Source organism: Halococcus agarilyticus, from assembly GCF_000334895.1.
Lineage (GTDB): Archaea > Halobacteriota > Halobacteria > Halobacteriales > Halococcaceae > Halococcus > Halococcus agarilyticus.
Window position 1 is genome coordinate 69,215 of record NZ_BAFM01000007.1, and the last position, 20,206, is coordinate 89,420.

At 66.7% G+C, this 20,206-nt stretch carries 22 protein-coding genes and 2 tRNA genes; 9 read left to right on the plus strand and 15 right to left on the minus strand.

What is annotated here, in order from left to right; translation table 11 throughout:
- The first annotated feature begins 28 nt into the window (after positions 1-28).
- Positions 29-367, plus strand: a complete 339-nt coding sequence (locus tag TX76_RS07275) for a hypothetical protein (protein WP_049901053.1) — start codon at positions 29-31, stop codon at positions 365-367.
- Here the strand turns inward: TX76_RS07275 and TX76_RS07280 are convergent.
- Genes TX76_RS07280 through TX76_RS07295 form a run of 4 tightly spaced genes read right to left on the minus strand, consistent with a single transcriptional unit; the run spans position 364 to position 3,812 of the window.
- The gene (locus TX76_RS07280; protein ID WP_049901056.1) at positions 364-702 is read right to left on the minus strand and encodes a DUF7126 family protein; all 339 of its coding nucleotides are present in this window, start codon (positions 700-702) and stop codon (positions 364-366) included. The genes TX76_RS07275 and TX76_RS07280 overlap by 4 nt on opposite strands.
- Positions 699-1,223: an NUDIX hydrolase gene (locus tag TX76_RS07285; RefSeq protein WP_049901058.1), complete on the minus strand. Its 525-nt coding sequence runs from the start codon at positions 1,221-1,223 to the stop codon at positions 699-701. The genes TX76_RS07280 and TX76_RS07285 overlap by 4 nt, the downstream gene beginning before the upstream one ends.
- Before the next feature lie 31 nt (positions 1,224-1,254).
- Positions 1,255-2,172, minus strand: a complete 918-nt coding sequence (guaA, locus tag TX76_RS07290; protein WP_049901061.1) for a glutamine-hydrolyzing GMP synthase — start codon at positions 2,170-2,172, stop codon at positions 1,255-1,257.
- On the minus strand, positions 2,172-3,812 hold the full coding sequence (locus TX76_RS07295) for a CTP synthase (RefSeq protein ID WP_049901065.1): 1,641 nt from the start codon (positions 3,810-3,812) through the stop codon (positions 2,172-2,174). The genes guaA and TX76_RS07295 overlap by 1 nt, the downstream gene beginning before the upstream one ends.
- Positions 3,813-3,960: 148 nt before the next feature.
- Between TX76_RS07295 and TX76_RS07300 the strand changes: the two genes are divergently transcribed.
- Together TX76_RS07300 and TX76_RS07305 are read left to right on the plus strand one after the other, a co-directional pair.
- The gene (locus TX76_RS07300; RefSeq protein ID WP_049901068.1) at positions 3,961-4,479 is read left to right on the plus strand and encodes a winged helix-turn-helix domain-containing protein; all 519 of its coding nucleotides are present in this window, start codon (positions 3,961-3,963) and stop codon (positions 4,477-4,479) included.
- A complete protein-coding gene (locus TX76_RS07305; protein ID WP_049901072.1) occupies positions 4,476-4,943 on the plus strand; it encodes a hypothetical protein in 468 nt (155 codons plus the stop codon). Before TX76_RS07300 ends, TX76_RS07305 begins: the two co-directional genes overlap by 4 nt.
- A gap of 57 nt (positions 4,944-5,000) precedes the next feature.
- Here the strand turns inward: TX76_RS07305 and TX76_RS07310 are convergent, their stop codons facing one another.
- A complete protein-coding gene (locus TX76_RS07310) occupies positions 5,001-5,612 on the minus strand; it encodes an alpha/beta hydrolase (protein ID WP_049901075.1) in 612 nt (203 codons plus the stop codon).
- 54 nt (positions 5,613-5,666) lie between these two features.
- On the opposite strand from TX76_RS07310, the gene TX76_RS07315 reads away from it, so the two are divergent.
- Entirely contained in the window at positions 5,667-6,521 is an 855-nt protein-coding gene (locus TX76_RS07315) for a PspA/IM30 family protein (protein ID WP_049901079.1), read from the plus strand.
- An 84-nt stretch (positions 6,522-6,605) separates the two neighbouring features.
- Positions 6,606-7,652 (plus strand): hypothetical protein, encoded by a 1,047-nt coding sequence (locus tag TX76_RS07320; RefSeq protein ID WP_049901082.1) that lies wholly within the window; start codon positions 6,606-6,608, stop codon positions 7,650-7,652.
- 26 nt (positions 7,653-7,678) lie between these two features.
- On the opposite strand, the gene TX76_RS07325 is transcribed toward TX76_RS07320, so the two are convergent.
- Positions 7,679-8,194, minus strand: a complete 516-nt coding sequence (locus tag TX76_RS07325; RefSeq protein ID WP_049901085.1) for a deoxyuridine 5'-triphosphate nucleotidohydrolase — start codon at positions 8,192-8,194, stop codon at positions 7,679-7,681.
- A 165-nt stretch (positions 8,195-8,359) separates the two neighbouring features.
- Between TX76_RS07325 and TX76_RS07330 the strand changes: the two genes are divergently transcribed.
- Positions 8,360-10,333: an aconitate hydratase gene (locus TX76_RS07330; protein WP_049901088.1), complete on the plus strand. Its 1,974-nt coding sequence runs from the start codon at positions 8,360-8,362 to the stop codon at positions 10,331-10,333.
- A 294-nt stretch (positions 10,334-10,627) separates the two neighbouring features.
- Here TX76_RS07330 and TX76_RS07335 read toward each other — a convergent pair whose 3' ends face one another.
- Both TX76_RS07335 and TX76_RS07340 read right to left on the minus strand, forming a co-directional pair.
- Positions 10,628-10,921, minus strand: a complete 294-nt coding sequence (locus TX76_RS07335; RefSeq protein ID WP_049901091.1) for a hypothetical protein — start codon at positions 10,919-10,921, stop codon at positions 10,628-10,630.
- A 56-nt stretch (positions 10,922-10,977) separates the two neighbouring features.
- Positions 10,978-11,568 (minus strand): DUF6663 family protein, encoded by a 591-nt coding sequence (locus TX76_RS07340; protein WP_049901095.1) that lies wholly within the window; start codon positions 11,566-11,568, stop codon positions 10,978-10,980.
- A 74-nt stretch (positions 11,569-11,642) separates the two neighbouring features.
- Here TX76_RS07340 and TX76_RS07345 point away from each other — a divergent pair, with 74 nt between their 5' ends.
- A complete protein-coding gene (locus TX76_RS07345; RefSeq protein ID WP_049901097.1) occupies positions 11,643-12,572 on the plus strand; it encodes a cobalamin-binding protein in 930 nt (309 codons plus the stop codon).
- Between the two features lie 21 nt (positions 12,573-12,593).
- Here the strand turns inward: TX76_RS07345 and ubaA are convergent, their stop codons facing one another.
- Complete coding sequence (gene ubaA, locus TX76_RS07350; RefSeq protein ID WP_049901099.1) at positions 12,594-13,409, minus strand: SAMP-activating enzyme E1; 816 nt, start codon at positions 13,407-13,409, stop codon at positions 12,594-12,596.
- A gap of 141 nt (positions 13,410-13,550) precedes the next feature.
- Here ubaA and TX76_RS07355 point away from each other — a divergent pair, with 141 nt between their 5' ends.
- Complete coding sequence (locus TX76_RS07355) at positions 13,551-14,393, plus strand: DUF7282 domain-containing protein (RefSeq protein WP_049901101.1); 843 nt, start codon at positions 13,551-13,553, stop codon at positions 14,391-14,393.
- 206 nt (positions 14,394-14,599) lie between these two features.
- Here the strand turns inward: TX76_RS07355 and TX76_RS07360 are convergent.
- Positions 14,600-14,736 (minus strand) — tRNA-Ile (locus tag TX76_RS07360).
- 240 nt (positions 14,737-14,976) lie between these two features.
- A tRNA-Asn gene (locus TX76_RS07365) sits at positions 14,977-15,049 on the minus strand.
- 84 nt (positions 15,050-15,133) lie between these two features.
- Between TX76_RS07365 and cca the strand changes: the two genes are divergently transcribed.
- Entirely contained in the window at positions 15,134-16,498 is a 1,365-nt protein-coding gene (gene cca / locus TX76_RS07370; RefSeq protein WP_049901103.1) for a CCA tRNA nucleotidyltransferase, read from the plus strand.
- Between the two features lie 66 nt (positions 16,499-16,564).
- Here the strand turns inward: cca and TX76_RS07375 are convergent, their stop codons facing one another.
- The 4 genes from TX76_RS07375 to TX76_RS07390 form a co-directional block, all read right to left on the minus strand.
- The gene (locus tag TX76_RS07375; protein WP_049901105.1) at positions 16,565-17,002 is read right to left on the minus strand and encodes a winged helix-turn-helix transcriptional regulator; all 438 of its coding nucleotides are present in this window, start codon (positions 17,000-17,002) and stop codon (positions 16,565-16,567) included.
- Positions 17,003-17,241: 239 nt separating this feature from the next.
- Complete coding sequence (locus tag TX76_RS07380; protein ID WP_049901107.1) at positions 17,242-18,252, minus strand: histone deacetylase family protein; 1,011 nt, start codon at positions 18,250-18,252, stop codon at positions 17,242-17,244.
- The gene (locus TX76_RS07385; protein ID WP_049901109.1) at positions 18,249-18,692 is read right to left on the minus strand and encodes a histone-like protein; all 444 of its coding nucleotides are present in this window, start codon (positions 18,690-18,692) and stop codon (positions 18,249-18,251) included. The genes TX76_RS07380 and TX76_RS07385 overlap by 4 nt, the downstream gene beginning before the upstream one ends.
- A gap of 45 nt (positions 18,693-18,737) precedes the next feature.
- The gene (locus TX76_RS07390) at positions 18,738-20,201 is read right to left on the minus strand and encodes a single-stranded DNA binding protein (protein WP_049901111.1); all 1,464 of its coding nucleotides are present in this window, start codon (positions 20,199-20,201) and stop codon (positions 18,738-18,740) included.
- Positions 20,202-20,206: the final 5 nt, after the last annotated feature.

Here is a 20,206-nt window from a genome sequence, read left to right on the forward strand (position 1 = left end):
TTACGCGGCGGCGTCGAACCCGCTCCCGATGAGTGCCAGCGACGACGACCTCCCCGGCGACTGGACGGGAGTCGACGACACCGACGAGAAAGCCGGCCAGTACGATCCACAGCGTCCGCTCCACTACGAGCACACGGACGGAATCGAACTCGTCGTCCAGCCCACGTCGCCGAACGTCGCCGACGCCGACGAGGCGGACTGGCGCGTCCGCGCCATCAGCGAGGGCGGCGACGAAACCGAGAGTCTGCGTGATGGGGTCGAGGGCCGCGACGACGCGATCGGCGTCGCCCGCGAGTTCATGACGGCGTACGAAGAGCGCTGCGTCGAGGGCGACGAATCGCCAACGGATCTCGCAGCGTCGTTCTAACCAGCGAGTTCCTCGGCGACGGTATCGGCGTCCAGCAGCCCGGGATCGACGAGCAGATCCGCCTGCCCTTTCGCGAACTCGGGCAGCGATTCACGCGCGTAGACGATCACTCGGAGATCGGCAGCGAGATCAAGCGCGACCGGGATCGAGGTCGCGTGACCGACGTCGGTCAGCACGAACAGGTCCGCCTCACCGATTCCGCCGTCCTCCAGCGCCGGCCGGTTCGCCGTGCCGTCGATCCGGGCTACCGATACGCCGTGCGCTTCGAGCGCGTCGCCAAGTCCCTCGGGATCGGGTCCGGTGAGGACTGCTACTTTGTCGTTCGTGTCACTCATTGGTTCATCTCCACGATTGCTCGTCGCATTCTGTCTTCCCCGCCGGGTCGCAGCTCCCGTACGGTTTGTTTTTCGAGTCGCCGGAATCGTGCCTTTTTCGCATCCGATCCTGCGTCTGGTTCGCCAGTCGTGTCTGCTCGCGACACGGCGTAGCCGACTGCACCGACGTAGACATCGTCTTCCGGCCATTCGTGTTGCCACGTATCGAAAGGTACGAGATCATCCGGCGATACCTCGATGTCTGTCTCCTCACGAAGTTCCCGCACCGCAGCCGCCGCCAACGGCTCGTCGTACTCGACGGCACCGCCGGGAAGGGCCCATGACCCTTCGTGCGGCGGTAGCTTCCGCTGGACGAGGAGCACGTCCTGTCCATCCACAACCGCGACGTTTGCGGCCGATCCGGGCTGTCGAAAGACGATCCGGTCGCAGTCCGCACAGTGCTGTCGTTCCCGTCCTTCGAACCGTTTCGATCCCAGTGAACTACCACACATGGGACAGAACTCGGCGGGAAACTTCGTCATTGGTGGCGAGTGCAACGGACTATCCCCGTCATCACTCGTACTCGATGGTCGCGGGCGGTTTGTGGGTGACGTCGTAGACCACGCGGGCGACGTTCTCCTGCGAGCCGGTGATCCGGCTCTGGAGGCGCTGGAGAGTTTCCCAGTCGATCTCCAGAGCACGGGCGGTCATCCCGTCGCGCGACTCGACCGCCCGAACTGAGACAACCCAGCCGTGAACCCGGTTGTCCCCTTTTACTCCTGTTGCCTTGCCGATCACTGCAGCGAGCGCCTGCCACGGGTCGTACTCCTCCAGCTCCTCCTCGACCGCGTGGGTCGCCTCGCGGGCGACTTCGAGCTTCTCCTCGGTGACTTCGCCGAGGACTCTGACGGCGAGTCCGGGGCCGGGGAACGGCATCCGCTCGGCCACCAGCTCGTCGAGGCCGAGCGCACGCGCGACCTCGCGGACCTCGTCCTTGTAGAGCTCCCGAACGGGCTCGACGATCCCCTCGAAGTCCACGACATCGGGCAGGCCGCCGACGTTGTGATGGGACTTGATGTTCCCCTCCGACTCGATCCGGTCGGGGTAGATCGTTCCCTGAACGAGGTAGTCGGCCTCGGCATCGCGGGCCTCGCGCTCGAACTCCCGAATGAACCCCTCGCCGACGATGTGGCGTTTCTCCTCGGGGTCCGTGACACCGGAAAGCGCGTCGAGGAACCGCTCGTGGGCGTCGACGATTCGGAGACTGTCCATGTACGAGAACGTCTCCGCCACCTGCTCGGTCTCGCCCTTTCGCATCAGGCCAGTGTCGACGTAAACCGGTGTAAGGCGGTCGCCGAGCGCCTCGTAGGCCAGCGCGGCCGCCACCGACGAGTCCACACCACCGGAGAGCGCGATCACCGCGTTCGCGTCGCCGACCTCGTTCTCGATTTCGTCGACGGCCTCCTCGATGAACGGTTCGGTGTCGACCATCAGGCCTCGACCTCGTCGATCGCGTGGCGGTCACGCTCGTCGAGTGCAGCGTCGAGCAGTCCCACGAACGGTGGGCTCGCCCGGCCGGGCCGCGACCGGAACTCGGGGTGGAACTGGGTGCCGAAGAAGAACGGATGGTCGGCGAGTTCGAGGATCTCCATCCGGTTGTTCGCCCGGCCCGAAAAGTGGAGTCCTGCCTCCTCCAGGCGGTCGATGTACTCGGGATTGACCTCGTAACGGTGGCGGTGGCGCTCGGTGCACGACTCGCCGTAGAGGTCGGCCGCGAGCGTTCCGGGTTCGATCACGGTCTCGTGTGCGCCCAGCCGCATCGTCCCGCCGAGGTCCTCGATGTCGTACTGCTCGGGCAGGAGACCGATCACGGGATGGGAAGTCTCCTCTTCGATCTCCGTCGAGTGCGCGCCGTCGAGATGCAGGACGTTTCGGGCGTACTCCACGACCGCCATCTGGAAACCGAGGCACAGCCCCAAGAACGGGACATCGTTCTCGCGGGCGTAACGTGCGGCGGCGATCTTCTCGGGGGTGCCTCGGGTGCCGAACCCGCCGGGGACGACCACGGCGTCGGCCTCACGCAGGCGGCGCTCGTGGGTGTTCGCCATCTCCTCGGCGTCGACCCAGAGCACCTCGACTTCGACGCCGTGTTCGAGCCCGGCGTGTTTCAGCGCCTCGTGGATCGAGAGGTACGCGTCCTCCAGGGCGTACTTCCCGACGAGCGCGATCGTCACGGTACCGGACTGCTCGCGGGTCACGAGGTCGCGCCACTGACTCGTGCGATCGTCGGCGGGCAGCGCACGCCCCGCGATCCCCAACTCGTCCATCACGTACTCGTCGAGGCCCTCGGACTCGACCATCAGCGGCACGTGGTAGATGTCCTCGACGTCTGGGTTCGAGAACACCGCGTCCTCGGGCACGTCACAGAACAGCGCGATCTTCTCCTTGGTCTCGGGGTCGAGCTCGTCCTCGCAGCGGCCCACCACGATATCGGGCTGCAAACCAATGGAACGGAGCTCCTTCACGCTGTGCTGGGTGGGTTTGGTCTTCTGCTCGCCGTTTTTCGAGTACGGAACCAAAGTGACGTGGGCGAGCAGGACGTCTTCATCGTCTTCCTCGTGGCTGAACTGCCGGATCGCCTCGTAGTACGGTCCGCCCTCGATGTCGCCGACCGTGCCACCGACCTCGATCAGACAGACGTCGTGGCCCGCGGCGGCCTCTCGGACGCGACGCTTGATGTCGTCGGTGATGTGTGGGATGATCTGGACCGTCTTCCCGAGGTAGTCGCCGCTTCGCTCCTTCTCGATGACGTTCTTGTAGAGCTTTCCCGTGGTTATGTTCTGATCGAACGTCATGTCGGCGTCGAGGAAGCGCTCGTAGTTGCCCAGATCGAGATCGACCTCGCCGCCGTCCTTCAGGACGTAGACCTCGCCGTGCTGGTAGGGGTTCATCGTCCCGGCGTCGACGTTGAGATAGGGGTCGATCTTGACGGCGGTGACGTCGAAACCGGCGTTCGCGAGCAGCCGGCCGGTGCTGGCGGCCGTGATGCCCTTTCCGAGGCCACTCATCACACCTCCGGTGACGAAAACGAACTTCGGTCCCGTGTCGGGACTTGGGGGGTCTGTCGGCATATCAACGGTGCGCCAGCGGGGGACAAAATCGTTTCGGACCCCTGGATGACGATCTTGGGAAAGCGCGAAGAACAGCACGAGGTGCGAAAGTCAGAACAGAATATTTTCCTTGGAAAATTACTTGCATCTCGGCGTCGTAGAATGAACGATGACCGAGCAGGAGGGATGGAACGACGTCAACGAGCACGTCCGCGAGCAGTGGACCGACGAGACGACGCCGTTCGAGCGGGTGTACGAAGTCGTCGAGACCACTCGTGAGGGCGCGTCGGCGGCGACCATCGCCGAGCGCGCGCTCGTGAGCGAACCCACCGCCAGACGTCACTGCAACGCGCTCGTGAACACCGGCTTTGTGGCCACCGAGCAGGACGGCCGGACGACACTCTACAGGCGCGACGAGGATCAGGTGCTGCTGAGTCGGATCCACGACCTCCGCGAGCGGGCCGACCGCGAGGAGTTGCTCGACGGGATCGAACGGATGAAAACGACGATCCGCGGGTACGAGGACACTCACGACGCGATCTCTCCGGAGGAACTCGCGCGACATCTCTCGGGTGCGGATAGCGAGGGCTGGGCGGACGTCACGTCGTGGAAGACCACTCGCCGGAACCTCGCCGTCGCACAGGCGGCGCTCGCCTACGACGAGGCCAGCGAACAGCTCACCGCATGATGGATGCGGACCGGACTGGCGAGTTCGGTCCGATCTCCCTCCCCGCGCTCCGGCGGATCCGCAATCTCTGGATGGATCTCGAACCCCTGGTGTCCGATACCGGCTACGACGACCCGATCGATCCCGCCGAACTCTCCATCGAACTCGCCGATGGTCTCGACGACGCCGACACCGCCAGGTTCGACGTCCAATGGAGTGAGTTGGACAACTACTCGTTTCACTACGTCGATGGCGCTGGCGTGAACTGGCGGTTCGACCGCCATCCCAACACCCACTCTCCCGAAGCGCATTTTCATCCGCCGCTGGGCTCATCGCCCGCGGACACATCGACCGCTGCCGCCGAACCCTCCTGCATCCGCGTCGAGGAGGTGTCTCTCGTGACTCGTGCAGTCATCGTAATGTGGCGTGCGGCCTACGAGAGCGACGACCGCGGACGGCTCAACAGCGTATCGAATCCACCGTGATCGTTGCGGATAGTCTATGTCTGCGGGATTGCCGACGAGTCATCGAGACTTTCAGCGTCACCACTCCTCGTCGAAGAACCCGACGACCGCCGCAGCCACCTTCTCGGCCTGCCCGACGAAGAAGTGATCCGCCGACAGTGCCGTCACCGCCAGATCGAGTTCGCGGGCGCGCTCGACCACCGGCCTCCAGTCCGCGGTCGTGTCGCGCTCGGCATAGAGCACCTGTACCGGACAGTCGATCCCGTCGAGGGCGGCCACCGCGTCCGTACCCTCGTGGCCACGGTCGGGCGCGAGCGCGCTCACCGCTCGGAGTCCCTCCAGATCGGGGGCCGCACACAGCGCCATCGTCGCGCCGAAGCTGAACCCGAACAGGCCGACCGAATCGGCGTGCTCGTGTGCCCATTGGACGGCGTTTTTCAGGTCGGACTGCTCGCCTCGGCCCTCGTCCCAGTTCCCATAATCGAACCGGAGGCACGCGACGCCACGCTTCCGGAGTGCGTCGCTCACGGCCACGAGCCGCCGGTCGGAGCGCGTTCCGCCGTCCTGGGGATGGGGCGGACACGCGACGACGACTCGTTCGAGCTCCGGGTCCGTGCTCTCGTCCGGCGCGCCGTCCGGGCGATCGAGCGTTCCACGCACGTCCCGACCGCCGGGCACCACGACGTCCATCGTCCGGGGTTCGTGTAGGAGGTGTTTTAAGATGACGGGACTCCAACGGGCGGCATGGGAATCCTCTCGCGCGCGTCGTACGTCATCCGGTCGCGGCTGAACGCGGTCCTCGATAGCGCCGAGGACCCGGGCGAGCAGCTCGATTACTCCTACGAACAGCTCCGCGACCAGCTCCAGGACGTGAAGGGCGGGATCGCGGACCTCACCACCCAGAAGAAACGCCTCGAGATCCAGAAGCGCCGGCTGGAGGAGAACGTCGAGAAACACAACGAGCAGGCCCGCGAAGCCGTCCGTCAGGATCGCGACGACCTCGCACGCCAGGCCCTCGAAAAGAAAAAGCAGAAGATGACCCAGATCGAGGACCTCGAGGGTCAGATCGCCGAACTCCAGAACACTCAGGACCAGCTCGTCGAGAAGAAAAACACCCTCCAGGGCCGGATCGACGAGTTCCGCACGAAAAAGGAGACGATGAAGGCACGCTACGAGGCCGCCGAAGCGAGCACGAGAGTGTCCGAAGCGATGACGGGCGCTGGCGACGAGATGGAGGACGTGGGTCGGTCGATCGAGCGCGCGAACGAGCGGACCGAGGACATGGAGGCCCGTGCCGCGGCGATGGACGAGCTCGAGGAGTCGGGGGCGTTCGAGGACGCGCTCTCCGACAAGGACAGCATCGACCGCGAGCTCGAATCGCTCAGCACCGACAGCGAGGTCGACGCCGAACTGGAGACTCTCCAGGCCGAGATGGGGGCGGACGGTGGCTCCGAAACGGCGAGCGAGTCGACGAGCGAGGATGTCGAGTCGGCGACCACCGAGGTCGACGCCGGTGGAACCGACGGCGGCAGCGACGAACCGGCCGATCCCGCGGTCGAGGCCGAACTCGAAGAGCTCCAGAACGACGAGGACGGGTAGCGAAGCGCGCTCCCCGACCCCGGCCGATCCCGATCGTCGCGCCGCAACCACAACCTTTTGCCCGGCAGCGGTAGGAGAGGTGGTATGGCCGAGTCGGACGCCGACCAGCCGAGCGACACGATGCGCGAGCGGGTCGGCGAGAGTCGGACGAAGCTCTGGCTGTTGCTCGACGCCGACCGCCGCGTGATCGCGGCCATCCCCCTCTGTCTCGTGTTCGTCTCGCTCGTCGTGCTCGGCGTACTCGACCCCGCTCCGCTCTCGCGAGCGATCGTCACGGGCGACCCGTTCGAGACCGTCTTCCAGGGGTTTCTGACCGCCATCATCACCGGTGTGACGCTCGTGGTCACCATCAACCAGCTCGTGCTCTCCCAGGAACTCGGTGCGGTCGACGACCAGCGCGAGCGGATGTCCGGTGCGATGGAGTTCCGTGAGGACGTCGAGACCGCGATCGAGGCTCCGATCAGCCCCCCCGAACCGTCGAGCTTCCTCCGGGCGATCGTCGACGTGACACAGACGCGCGCGAACGCCCTCGAAGAGGCCGTCTCGGAGAGCCGGGACGAGCAGTTCATCGAACGCACCGAGGACTACGTCGACAGCCTCACCGTGAACGCCGAGACGGTCGGCAACCAGCTCGAAGACGCCCAGTTCGGCACGTTCGACCTCCTCTTCGCCGCGCTCGATTACAACTACTCGTGGAAGATCTACGAGGCACGCCGCCTCCGCAACGAGCACGAGGACTCGGTGACCGACGAAACCGACGACGCCTTCGAGGGACTCATCGAGGTGCTCAAGTTCTTCGGCCCGGCGCGCGAGCACTTCAAGACGCTGTACTTCGAGTGGGAACTCATCAACCTCTCGCGCGCGATGCTCTACTCCGCTGTTCCGGCACTGATCGTCATCCTCGGGGGGATCCTCTACGCCGACAACCCGGGGTCGATTCCCGGTGTCACGTTCGGGATCGAGAACCTCGTCTGGGTCGCGAGCGCCGCGTCGACGATCGCGCTGGTCCCGTTCATGCTGCTGCTCTCCTTTATCCTCCGGATCGCCACGGTCGCGAAGCGGACCCTCTCGATCGGGCCGTTCATCCTACGCGAATCCGCCCGGACCGAGGACATCGCGTGGGACGAGTAACGCTCCGTCCGACGGTCTGACGTCGATCAGTCGACGTTCTCGCCCTGGTAGCTTCCGTCGTATCGGCCGTCGTGGTCAGCCTCGGCGAGCACGAGCTGGGCGATGCGCGCGCTGCGCTCGATCTCGACGTCGTGGTGTACCTGGAGAAGCCCCTCGCCACGTCCCTCGTACCCCGCGTCCCAGACAGCGGTGTTGAGCATACACGAGTTGCGCATGAGCGACGAGCGCGGGTGGATGAATCCGATATGGCCGTCGGGGATCCGGACGGTTTCGGCGTACCGGACGACGTACCCGCCCGGTGGGAGATAGTAGGGATCGGTCGCGTTATCGGTCCCGAAATCGGTGTCGTCGGCTCCCGATCCCTCGGTGACGTGTTCGCGGCGTCGGTGACGGTCGCCGATCTCCTTGCCGTCGACCCCGATGTGGCCCGGCTCGTGCTGGGAGAACACCGCTTCGAGCGTGAGATCGACGCCGTTCGGCTGGATCTGTTCGGCCGTGACCGGCGTGACGTGCTCGGCGACGAACTGCCCGCTCTCGAACATACGCCCGTTTTTTCAAGGGGGAGCAAAGAGCTATCGGAGCGATACCGTCGTCGCCACGACCACGACTGGCGCTGTCACTCCGTATGGCAATACTTGCGGTGTGTGGCGGTCTTTCGTGCGAAACGCACGGGATTTATACCGGTGGCCGGCGGAGTGTTCGGTGCTATGGGACAAACGCTGACCGAGAAGATCCTCGATGACCACCTCGTCGAGGGCGAACTCGAAACCGGCGAGGAGATCGGGATCGACATCGACCAGGTGCTCACCCAGGACACGACCGGGACGCTGGTCTGGCTCCAGTTCGAGGCGCTCGGCCTCGACGAGGTCCAGACCGAACTCGCGGCCCAGTACTGCGACCACCAGACCTACCAGTTCGACTTCAAGAACTCCGACGACCACCGCTTCCTCCGGTCGGCGGCCGGCACGTTCGGCGCACACTTCTCCCGACCGGGCAACGGCATCTGCCATCAGGTTCACAAAGAACGGTTCGCCGCACCGGGCAAGACGATGCTCGGCAGCGACAGTCACACCCCGACGCCTGGCGGGATGGGCGAGCTCGCGATCGGCTCCGGCGGTCTCGACGTGGCCGTCGCGATGGGCGGCGGCCAGTACTACATCGAGATGCCCGAGGTCGTGAACGTCCGGCTCGAAGGCGACCTTCCCGACTGGGCCACCGCGAAGGACGTCATTCTCCACCTGCTCGGCGAGCTCTCGGTCAAGGGTGGCGTCGGCAAGGTGCTCGAATACACCGGGCCTGGCGTCGAGAACCTCTCGGTGCCCGAACGGACCACCATCACCAACATGGGAACCGAGCTCGGGGCCACGACCTCGATCTTCCCGACCGACGACCACACCCAGGAGTTCCTCGACCGGCTCGGCCGTGGCGACGAGCACGTCGAGATCGGACCGGACGAGGATGCGGAGTACGACGACGTGATCGAGGTCGATCTCGGTGATCTCGAACCGCTCATCGCCACGCCGTCGATGCCCGACAACGTCGTTCCCGTGCGCGAGGTCGCCGGCGAGGACGTCGAGCAGGTCATCATCGGCTCGTGCACCAACGGGGCCTACGAGGACATCCTCCCCGGCGCGAAGATGCTCGAAGGCCGCGAGGTCGACAAGCGCACCGAGATGATCGTCGCGCCCGGCTCGAAGCAGGCCTCCGAACTGCTCGCGCGCGAGGGCTGGACCGCCGAAATGATGGCCGCCGGCGTCAACTTCTCCGAGGCGACCTGTGGCGCGTGCATCGGCATCGGTCACGTGCCCGCCTCCGACTCGGTCTCGCTCCGAACGTTCAACCGCAACTTCGAGGGCCGGTCGGGTATCGAGGACGACTCGGTCTACCTCTGCTCGCCGGAGGTCGCCACCGCCTCCGCGATCGCCGGCGAAATCGTCGATCCGCGCGACCTCGCGGACGACCTCGGCGACCTCGAGGATCCCGGCTTCGAGATGGCCGACACCTACGACGGCTCGACCGCCGACCTCATCGCACCGGACGAGGCCGTCGACGACGGGCTCGTGAAGGGGCCGAACATCGGCGACGTCCCGCTGAAGGACCCGCTCGACGCCCACCTCGAAGGATCGGCGCTGCTCAAGATGGACGACAACATCACGACCGACCACATCATCCCGGCGACCCAGGACATCCTGATGTACCGGTCGAACATTCCCAAGCTCTCGGAGTTCACGCTCTCGCGGGTCGACGACGACTTCGCCCAGCGCGCGCTCGACGCCGACGGCGGGTTCCTCGTCGCGGGCGAGAACTACGGCCAGGGGAGTTCGCGCGAGCACGCGGCGCTCTGTCCGATGTATCTCGGCGTCGAGGGCGTCCTCGCCCAGAGCTTCGCCCGGATCCACAAGGCGAACCTGTTCAACTTCGGACTCCTGCCCCTCACGATCGACGAGGACACCTACGAGCAGATCGACGAGGGCGACGACATCGAGATCGTCGACGACGTCGAGGAGGCCGTCCGGAGCGGTCAGGACGAGTTCACGATCCGCGTGAACGACGACTGGGAGGCGATCGGCCAGCTCGACGCCTCCGCCCGTGAGCGTGAGATCCTCGCCGACGGCGGCAAGCTCCCGCACACGAAGGCCCAGCAGGACGATAGCTCGGGTGCGGCTCCCGCGGACGACTAACGACTTTTTTACTTCGTCGGGTGGCCTCCCTGCGGTCGGCCACCTCTCCTCGCAAAAACCTCGACTAAAAACACCCGCTCACTCGCGCCTTCGGCGCTCGTTCACGGTACAACTGCTGGCGCTCTCCGCAGCCGCACAGCACCGCCGAAGCCCTCGCTGCTCCCTCCGGTCGCACCTCGCCCTTCATCCGCCAGGAGAGCAAGCTCTCCTGAGCCACTGCGGTCGCGGAGCGACCGCAGGACGCCAGGCCAGCACCGCCTGGCGACCGCAACCGGCCCGACGGCACCGCCGCCGCTACTCGTCGGCCCGGTCGCTGTAGGCGGCGTACCGGAGGAGATTCAGACTCCATTCCTCGGGGAGTTCGGCGACGAGTTCGTTGACGCCGGTCTGCTCGTACTCCTCGTCGAGTACGGCGGCGACGTGATCGGCCGCCTTCCCGTAGGCGACGCTTTTCCCCTCGGCCTCGCCCGTCTCGCGGTCGGTCAGTTCGTCCTGGTTCTCGATGGCGTCGAGCTTCTGCACCCCGCTGAGAACGCGCAGCCGCAGCCGGATGTTCTCCAGATCCTCGCGGTCTGCCTCGTCGAGCATGTGGCGGGGTTGTGCGCTCCGAGGGATAAACGAACCGTCGTGGTCGGCAGCGCCGGTCAGGCGACGTACGTATCGCGGATCGTCCCCGCGAGCAGCCCGTCGCGATCGAGCGCGAGCGCGACCAGCACGAACGGGTGCTCCGCCGGCCGGATGACGAACACTCCGTAGGGTGGCTCCGCACCCTCTCCCAGTCGGTCGATCAACGGCTCCAGAGGGGTAACTCCATCACGAAACTCGCCATAGAGATCGCGCTGGCCCGCCTGCTCCGCGAAGGTGTAAACCACCCCATTGGTCTCGCCGTCGGTGTCCTGGGTCACCCGCGAGTTCATCGCCGCTCCCTCGCGTCGCGCCTCGTTCCACGTCTCGCGCGCGACCTCGAAGACGTCGGTCGCGCCGTCGACGAACTCGACCGTGGTCCGGCTGTCGATCGAAAGCTCCGCGAACCGCGGCGCGTCGTCGTCCCACGACAGCGTCGCGTCGATCCGGTTGCCCGCCGCTACTTCCGCCACCCGATCGGCGAGCTCTCCCTCGTAGCCTGCGGTCGTGACGTAAGTCGGGTCCTGGCTCTCGACGTCGAGCAGGAGGAGTTCGTCGGGCCTGCGCGTACTCGAAAGCACGCGGTAGGTCCCGGACGTCGTCGGTTGCATACCCGCCTTCGCCCCGCCGCGGATAAATCCCTGTCCACCTGAACGGCTTTGGGGCTGCCGCCCGTAGCAAGTGCATGCGCATCGTCACGCTGCTGCCCTCGGCGACCGAGATCGTCTACGCGCTGGGGCTCGAACCCGTCGGGACCTCCCACGAGTGTGACTACCCGCCCGAAGCGGCCGAAAAGCCCGCGGTCAACCGCTCACGAGTCGACGTCGAGGCGTCGAGCGCCGAGATCGACAGCCAGGTTCTCGAAGCCGAGGACGGTGACGGGGTGTACGACATCGATCTCGACACGCTCGACCGGCTCGATCCCGATCTCGTGGTCTCACAGGGGATCTGTGACGTCTGCGCGGTGGACTCGGTGCTGGTCCGGGAGGCGGTCGACGAACTCGACCTCGACTGCGAAGTACTGACGACCGATCCCCACAGTCTGGGCGACGTCTTTGCGGACATCCAGCGGATCGGCGACGTCACGGGTACTCAGAAACGGGCCGACGAACTCGTCACCGACCTCGAAGCGCGCGTCGATGCCGTCGCGGCCACCGCCGAGGAGGCCGACGAACGCCCGCGCGTGGCAGTCCTCGACTGGACCGATCCCGTGATGACCGCCGGCCACTGGGTGCCTGAAATGGTTGACCTCGCCGGTGGATCGTTCGGTCTCGCGGAACCGGGCGACGCCTCCCGACCCCGCGAGTGGGACGCGATCCGCGAGGACGACCCCGAGGTGCTCGTGGTCGCGCCCTGCGGGTTCGACCTCGATCAGACCGCCGAAAACCTCGCGGACCTGACCGAGCGCGAGGGTTGGGACGATCTCACCGCGGTGCGCGAGGGCCGTGCCTACGCACTCGACGGCCACCAGTTCATGAACCGGCCCGGGCCCCGGCTCGTCGACTCGCTCGAACACCTCGCGGCGCTCGTTCATCCCGAACTGTTCGACGCACCACCGGACGAGGCCGCCCGCCCGCTCCGGACGCTCCGCAGCGAACCCACGGCCGAACCCTGACGTCGGGCCACCGAGTCCGACTCAGGTCGACGCGATCGCACAGGAGTCGGTGTACTCGACTTCACCGACCGACTCGATCCCTCCCTCGCCACACACCGGACAGTCGGGGTTCGGTGCGATCGGCACTTCCTCGAAGTTCATGTCCATCGCGTCGTAGACCAGCAGCCGGCCGTCGAGGGTTTCTCCCACCCCGATCAGGTGCTTCGCGGTCTCGGTCGCCTGGATCGAGCCCACCACCCCGGGAAGCGCGCCGAGCACGCCGACAGTCGCACAGTCCGGGACCGTGCCCTCGGGCGGTGCTTCGGGGAACAGACACCGATAGCACGGCGATCCCTCGGTGAAGGTCGTGACTTGCCCCTCGAAGCGATAGATCGCGCCGTGAGAGAAGGGAACGCCGGCGAGCGTACAGGCGTCGTTCACGAGATACCTGGTCCGAAAGTTGTCCGATCCGTCGACCACGAAGTCGTAGTCGGCGACGAGCTCGGTGATATTGCCGGAGCTGACGCGCAGGTCGTGAGTCACGACATCGACGTCGGGGTTCAGCCGGGTGACGAAGTCGGCGGCGCTGTCGACTTTCTTCCGGCCGACGTCGCTGTCGGCGTGGACGATCTGGCGCTGGAGGTTCGATCGCTCCACGGTATCGTCGTCGGCGATCCCGAGTTCGCCGACGCCCGCAGCGGCGAGATACTGGATCGCGGGCGAGCCGAGCCCGCCCGCACCGACCACGAGCACGCGCGCATCGAGTAGTTCGGCCTGGCCTGTCGGACCGATCTCGTCCATGATGACGTGTCTGGAGTACCGATCGAGCTGGGTCGGATCGAGACCGGGACCGCTCATGGAGGGTGGTTGGTGGCGAGCGGAATAAGCCCGCGGGTGGGCCGGTTCCAAAACGAGTGAGATCCGCGAGGGAGGACGTGGCTATCGGTTCGGCGGCCCGATCTCTACTTTTATGTGGGACGACTCTGTACGGTGGCTCGTATGCGAACGCGCACACTCACCGTTGCCCTCCTCTCGGCGTTGCTGATCGCGAGCGCCGGGACGGCGGGTGCGCTCACGATCGGCCCCCTTCAGCCCCAGGAATCGCCGACGAACACGACGACCAGTAGCGGCTCGCCGGTCCAGGGCGGTCCGAGCGTCACGTTCGACGACCAGGCCTCGAGCGGCCAGACGGTCCTCGTCGCGTCGGCGACCGTGCCCGAGCAGAGCTTCGTCGCCGTCTACGACAGCAGCCGGTCGGGCAACGAAACCGACCAGATCATCGGCGCGTCGTACCTGCTCCAACCGGGCACGTCGGACAACATCCGGATCCAGCTCGACGAGCCGCTCACCGAATCGAAGTCGCTGACCGCGGTCGTCCACACCGACAGCAACGGCAACGGCGAGTTCGACTACGTCTCCTCGGACGGCGGGGAGGACGCGCCGCTCACCCCCGAGGGCGACCGTCGGATCGTCGACATCGCCCAGATCTCCGTCGAGAACGCCGGCGGCGCGAACGAGTCGACCGCGACGGACACGACCGTGGCGACCACCGACGGAGCGACGAACGCCACGACCGCCGGCGAGATGACGACCGGTGAAACGACCGCTGACGAGACGACCGCCGCGGAACCGACGGCCGAAGCGACGGCCGCTGAAGAGACGACTGCCGAGGAGACAGCCGCCGACGAAACGTCCGCTGCGACCGAGGCGACGAGCGCCGGCGAAACGAACGGCTCCGGCGACTCGGGCAACAGCGGTGCGTTCGGTCCCGGCTTCGGTCCCGTCGTCGCGGTCGTGGCGCTGCTCGCGGCCGCGCTGCTCGTCGCCAGGCGGCGCGAATAGCTCCACGAATCGATCCCGTCTCTTTCGTTACGATCCGAACGAGCGCTGTCCGTGAACTCGAAACTGTTCGCCGAGCGCTTGTCGCAGAACTGATGGGCCCTGTCGGATTCGAACCACGGTCGTTTCGTTCACTCCGCTCACTCCACTCCCTGCTTCGAATCCTCGGGTGACGTCTCACACGCGCCGCTGTCGCGGCGCGGTTCGACTGGGCCCTGTCGGATTCGAACCAACGACCACTCGGTGTCCCATGCTATCCGACGAGTCGCATCGGAGCGGAGCTGTGTCCGATCCGATTTCGGATACCAGTATGAGCCGAGCGCTCTTACCACTGAGCTAAGGGCCCGTGTGAGCCGAACGTTTCGCCTTCCGACTCTTGAACGTATCGGGTTCGATGATTCGGCTTCGCCTTCCGAAAGGACGCCGGCATCAGAAACCAGAGACTTCTGATTGGCCGTGAAACCCGCAGGATTTCACGCCGTCGTCAGATTCCGGCGGGATCTGACGGGCCGTGAATTTTCGAAGAAAATTCACGCCGTCGTGAAAACTCGATGAGTTTTCACGGGCCGTCAGACCGAAGGTCTGACGCCGCCGCCAGGGCTCGAACCTGGGACAACCTGGGTAACAACCAGGTGCTCTACCAACTGAGCTACGGCGGCTCTGCTCAATCCTAACGCGAGTTCGTTCATAGCCGTTTCGCTTTCGACCGACACGTTTTCGCCCGGCGGCGGGATAGCCTCGGTATGACCGACGACGCCCTCGATACGGTTCTCGCACGGGTCAGAGAGCGCGTCACTCCCGACGCCGAGAAACGCGCCCGTCTCGACGAGGCCGTCGCTCGGCTCACCGACGCCACCGAGCGCGCGGTCGCGGACCGCCCAGTCGACGCCGACGTGGTCCACGTCGGCTCCACCGCTCGCGGCACGTGGCTGCCCGGCGACCGCGACATCGACCTGTTCGTCCGGTTCCCGTCCGAGCTTCCCCGAGAGGACCTCGAACGCCACGGCCTCGCGGTCGGGCACGAAGTACTCCCCGACGGCCGCGAGGAGTACGCCGAACATCCCTACGTCACCGGCCATTTCGACGGGTTCGCGGTCGATCTCGTCCCCTGCTTTCGGGTCGAGCGCGCGGCAGACGTCCGGTCGGCGGTCGATCGCACGCCCTTCCACACCAAGTATCTCGATTCCCGACTCGGTTCGGCGCTCGCCGCCGACGTCAGACTCGCGAAGGCGTTCCTCGCGGCGATCGGCGTCTACGGCAGCGACCTCCGCACCCGCGGGTTCTCGGGCTACCTCGTTGAACTCCTCACGCTCGAACACGGCGGGTTCCGCTCGCTGATCGAGACGGCCGCCGACTGGCACCCGCCGGTGCGGTTCGATCCGGAAGGGCACGGCGACGCTGGCGGTGAGAGCTTCGACGACCCGCTCGTGGTGGTCGATCCCACCGATCCGGGACGCAACGTCGCGGCGGTGCTCTCGACAACCAATCTCGCGAGGTTCCAGCACTACGCCCGTGATCTCCTCGCCGATCCGCGCGAGTCGGCGTTCGTTCCCGATTCGCCCGCAGCGATCGCCGCCAACGAGATGCGGACCGAGATCGACCGCCGCAGCACGGTCCCGGTCGCCGTGCGGTTCGACGCGCCGGATCTCGTCGCCGACCAGCTCTACCCCCAGCTCGAACGCTCCCGACGGGGAGTGGTCGACGCCCTCGACCGTCGCGGGTTCGACCCCCTCCGCTCGGCCGCGTTCGCCGACGATTCTGCTGTGTTGTTCGTCGAACTCGGGGTCGCCGAACGACCGGCGATCGAGCGCCACGAGGGGCCCCCGGTGAGCGCGCGCGAGCACGCGACCGCTTTCCACGAAAAGTACGCCGATACGGACTGCTACGGCCCATTCATCGAGGAGGGACGGTACGTCGTCGAGCGCGAACGAACGTTCCCCAGCCCCCGCGCGTTCCTCGAAAGCGACGCGCTGTTCGACGTGGCGCTCGGCGCGGACGTCGAACGCGCGCTCGCGGCCGACTACACGGTGCTCGTGGGCGACGAGACGGCCGCCCTCGCCGACGAGTTCGGGGCCGAGCTGTCGCGGTACTTCGCGCCGAAGCCCTGAAAGCGCCGCTGCGTGACGATTCGTCGACAGAATACTTCATCGCAACGGTTCTCCCGGCCCGAAGCGTCAACAACACTCCTCGGTGGCTGCTGCCGTTCGCTCGGCATCCACGGTGGCCACCTCACAGTCCTCCGCACAGCCACACTCGACGAGATCGACTTCCGCCTCTAGCTCCCGAAGCACCCCGACGAACTGCCTTCCGGCGGGGGTGAGTTCGTACCGCGTCGACGGCGGCGACGTCGCCTCGACGCGACGCTCGACGAGACCGTGACAGCGGAGTTCCGTCAGACGTTCCGAGAGCGTCTTCGCCGTCGGCCCGTCGAGTTCACGGCGCATCTCGTTGAATCCTCGTGGCCCTTCGAAGAGCAGACGGAGGACGTGCATGGCCCACTTCCCACGCAGCGCCCGGTGGAGACCGTGCCACACGGCCTGCCATTCCGCCGATTCCTCGACAGCGTGCTCCGGTGGTTGGGTGGCAGCACGCTCCGACGATTTCCCGTTCATGCGCCTCCTCGGTGCTGCCGACACCTGAACCCCCGCATCCGGTTTCCGTTCGGAAACGCCATTTATATCGAAAAATTAACTCGTTTATGCCGTCGAAGCTCGTTCGTCCGAACGCGATGGCAGAGAACCACTGTTGTGACGTCGACGCCGAATCGCTCGCCGATCTGTTCGAAACCACAGTCGAGATTCCCGTCGGAATCGTTCTTGCCGGCGGTTGCTGTTGCTGCCGATGCTGTTGATCACGTGCCGAGACCGTGAGCGGTTCGGACCTCGTCGATGACCGAGCGCGCGCGATCGTCGACCGATCCGTCGGGTTCGACGGGATCGTACCCACCGAACACCTCGTTCACCGTCGTGATGCTCTCCGAGAGGGTTTCGAGGCCGTAGCCGCCTTCGAGCACGAACCCGTAGCCCGCGTCCGATCGCGCTGCGAGATCGCGCAATCGGGCGGCGAGCACGCCGTACCCCTCGGTCGAGACGCTCATCCGCGAGATCGGATCGTGCTCGTGAGCGTCGAAGCCCGCGCTCACGAGGAGGAGATCGGGATCGAACGAATCGAGCAGCGGCGCGAACACCTCGTCCACCGCGGCGACGTACGCCGGATCGCCCGCGCCGGAGGGGAAGGCGAGGTTCGCGGTCGTCCCTGCGCCGTCGCCTGTTCCGATCTCGCCCGCCTCGCCGGTGCCCGGATAGAGCCCGCGCTCGTGGATCGAGGCGTAGAACACGTCGCCGCGGTCTTCGAAGATGTCCTGGGTGCCGTTGCCGTGGTGGACATCCCAGTCGACGATGGCGACCCGCTCCGCGCGGCCGTCGTCGATCATCGCTTCGGCCGCGATGGCGGCGTTGTTGAGGAAACAGAAGCCCATCGCGTCGTCGGCGACCGCGTGGTGGCCCGGTGGTCGCCCGAGGGCGAAGGGGGTCTCGCGCCCGCTCGCCCCGTCGAGGGCGGCTTCGGCGGCCCACACCGCCTGACCCGCACTCCGGAGTGCGGCATCCCATGTCGCCTCGACCGCGACGGTGTCGGGATCCCACTGGCCGCCGCCCGACGCGCAGAACTCCCGGAACTCGCGGACGTAGTCGGGGTCGTGGGCCGCCCGCGCCGCCGTCTCGTCGATCGGGTCGGCCTCGACGTACTCGACGCCGTGGCGTTTCGCGAGCGCCCGCCGGATGGCGCGGAGCCGATCGGGGCTCTCGGGGTGGCGCGCGCCGGGATCGTGATCGAGACACTCGGCGGAGTAGCCGAATCTCATTCGTCGGGGTAGTACGGCGCGAGTTCGAAGTACGTCTCGACGTCGGCGACCGTGATCGTGCGCCGGCCGGCGTGGCGCGCGAGCACCGCCGCGGCCGCCGCGACCCGGCCGGCGTAGCGTTCGAGCCGGCCGGCGAGCGCGACCCGGGCGTCGCGCGCGACCCGGTAGCGATCGTCGATGTCGAGGCGAGCGATGCGGTCGACCGGCGCGACCGGGAGTTCGAGGTCGTCGGACCCGGCGGCGTCGGCGTCGAAGTCCTCCACCTGGAGGGTTTTCCGGTCGTCGTCGGTCGCACGTCGGGCGGCGTCGGCCGCGAGACGCGCGCCGCGCTCCTGGATGCGTTCGGCGAGCTCCTCGGTGGCCTCGCTGCTCACCCGCAGCGAGCCGGCGTGCCGACGGATCACGGCATCGACCGGCGCGAACGGGAGCTCGACGCTCATAGCGCATACGCGGACTGTTCCGGTCTTAAGGGTTTCCGTGACGTGTCAGAACACCTCGTCCGCGTCGAGCGTCCCCTCCGCCATCCGTCCGCGGGCGGTGAGCTCCTCGCCGAGGTGCGTGGTCGAAGACGTCTCGACGCGCATCGTCTCGCTGCCGTTGTCGAGCACCACCGGATCGCTCGCCTGCACGACCGTTCCGGTGAACTCGATCGGGCCGCCGTCGCCGCCCTCGGCTCCGCTTTCCGCCGTTGAGCCGGCCTCTTCTCCGTGATCGGTGCCGTCCCCCGACTCGCCATCCCTCGGACCGTCCTCCTTGCTCTCGTCATCCCCGCCACCGCCGGCGAACGCGCCGAGACCGGTCTCGTCGTCTTCGCCGGTCTCGTCGCCCTCGGCCGCCGAGGGTACGTCGCCGGTGTCGAACGTCGTCACGCTCGTCTGCCAGCCCGCCGAGGCTTCGAGATCGTCCTGCCAGCCGTCCTGAATCTCGACGTCCGCGAACTGGACCTCGTCGCCCGGTCCCAGATCGCGGTCGGCCTTCTCGCCCCACAGCGCCACCCGGATATCGCCGGTCTCGTCCTGGATTCGGACGTTTCTGACCTGACCCTCCGAGCCGTCGTCGCGGTCGAAGGTGCGTTTGGGATCGGTCGACCTGATGACGCCGCCGATGTCCACCGTCGTATCGATCTCCAGATCGTCGATCGGGGTGGTTTCGGGCGTGTACTCGACAGTCGTGTCGACCTCCGTGAGTCCCCCGCGATCGCCGACGTGGAGTTCGAGGTCGCCGTTGCGCTCGCGGACGTAGCCGTCGGTGAGTTCGATCGTCGTGCCGGCGGCGAACTCCTCGACCCGTTCGGCCTGGTCGTCCCAGAGCGTCACCCGCGTCCGGCCCGTCTCGTCGCCGAGCGTGAGGTTCGCCACCCGTCCCTCCGAGCCGTCGTCGCGGTCGAAGGTTCTGATGGTGTCGGTGTCGAGCACTAACCCTGTGAGATCGACGTCGGACTGACCGAGCGAGAGCCCCGCGATGGTGTCGGCGGCGTCGAGATCGACGTCGACCTCGACGTCGGCCGGTTCGACCCGATCCGCGCTGACCTCGATCCCGTTGTACCCCTCGCGCGGTCGGCCCGCAACCCTGAGCACCGCGCCGGTTTCGAGCTCCTCGGCCGCGCCCGCTGCCCGTTCGTCCCAGAACGCGACCCTGATCCGTCCCGTCTCGTCGGCGACCTCGACGTTGATGACCTGGCCGTCCTCGTCCTCGCCGTCGCGCTCGAAGGTGCGGAGCTCGCCGACGCTCGTGACCTTCGCGACGAACTTCGCCTCCTCCATCCCCGGTTCGACGTCCGCGACACCCTCGACCTCGCCGTCGGCGACCTCGTGGGCGATCAACATCGCGGCGGTCTCCTCGTCGGCGAGCCCCCCCATCTCCTCGACCTTCTCCTCGACGGCCGCCCGGAACTCCCCCTCGGGTACGTCGGCGTCGAGGTCCGCGTAGATCTCTGCTATCGCACCCATGTTCT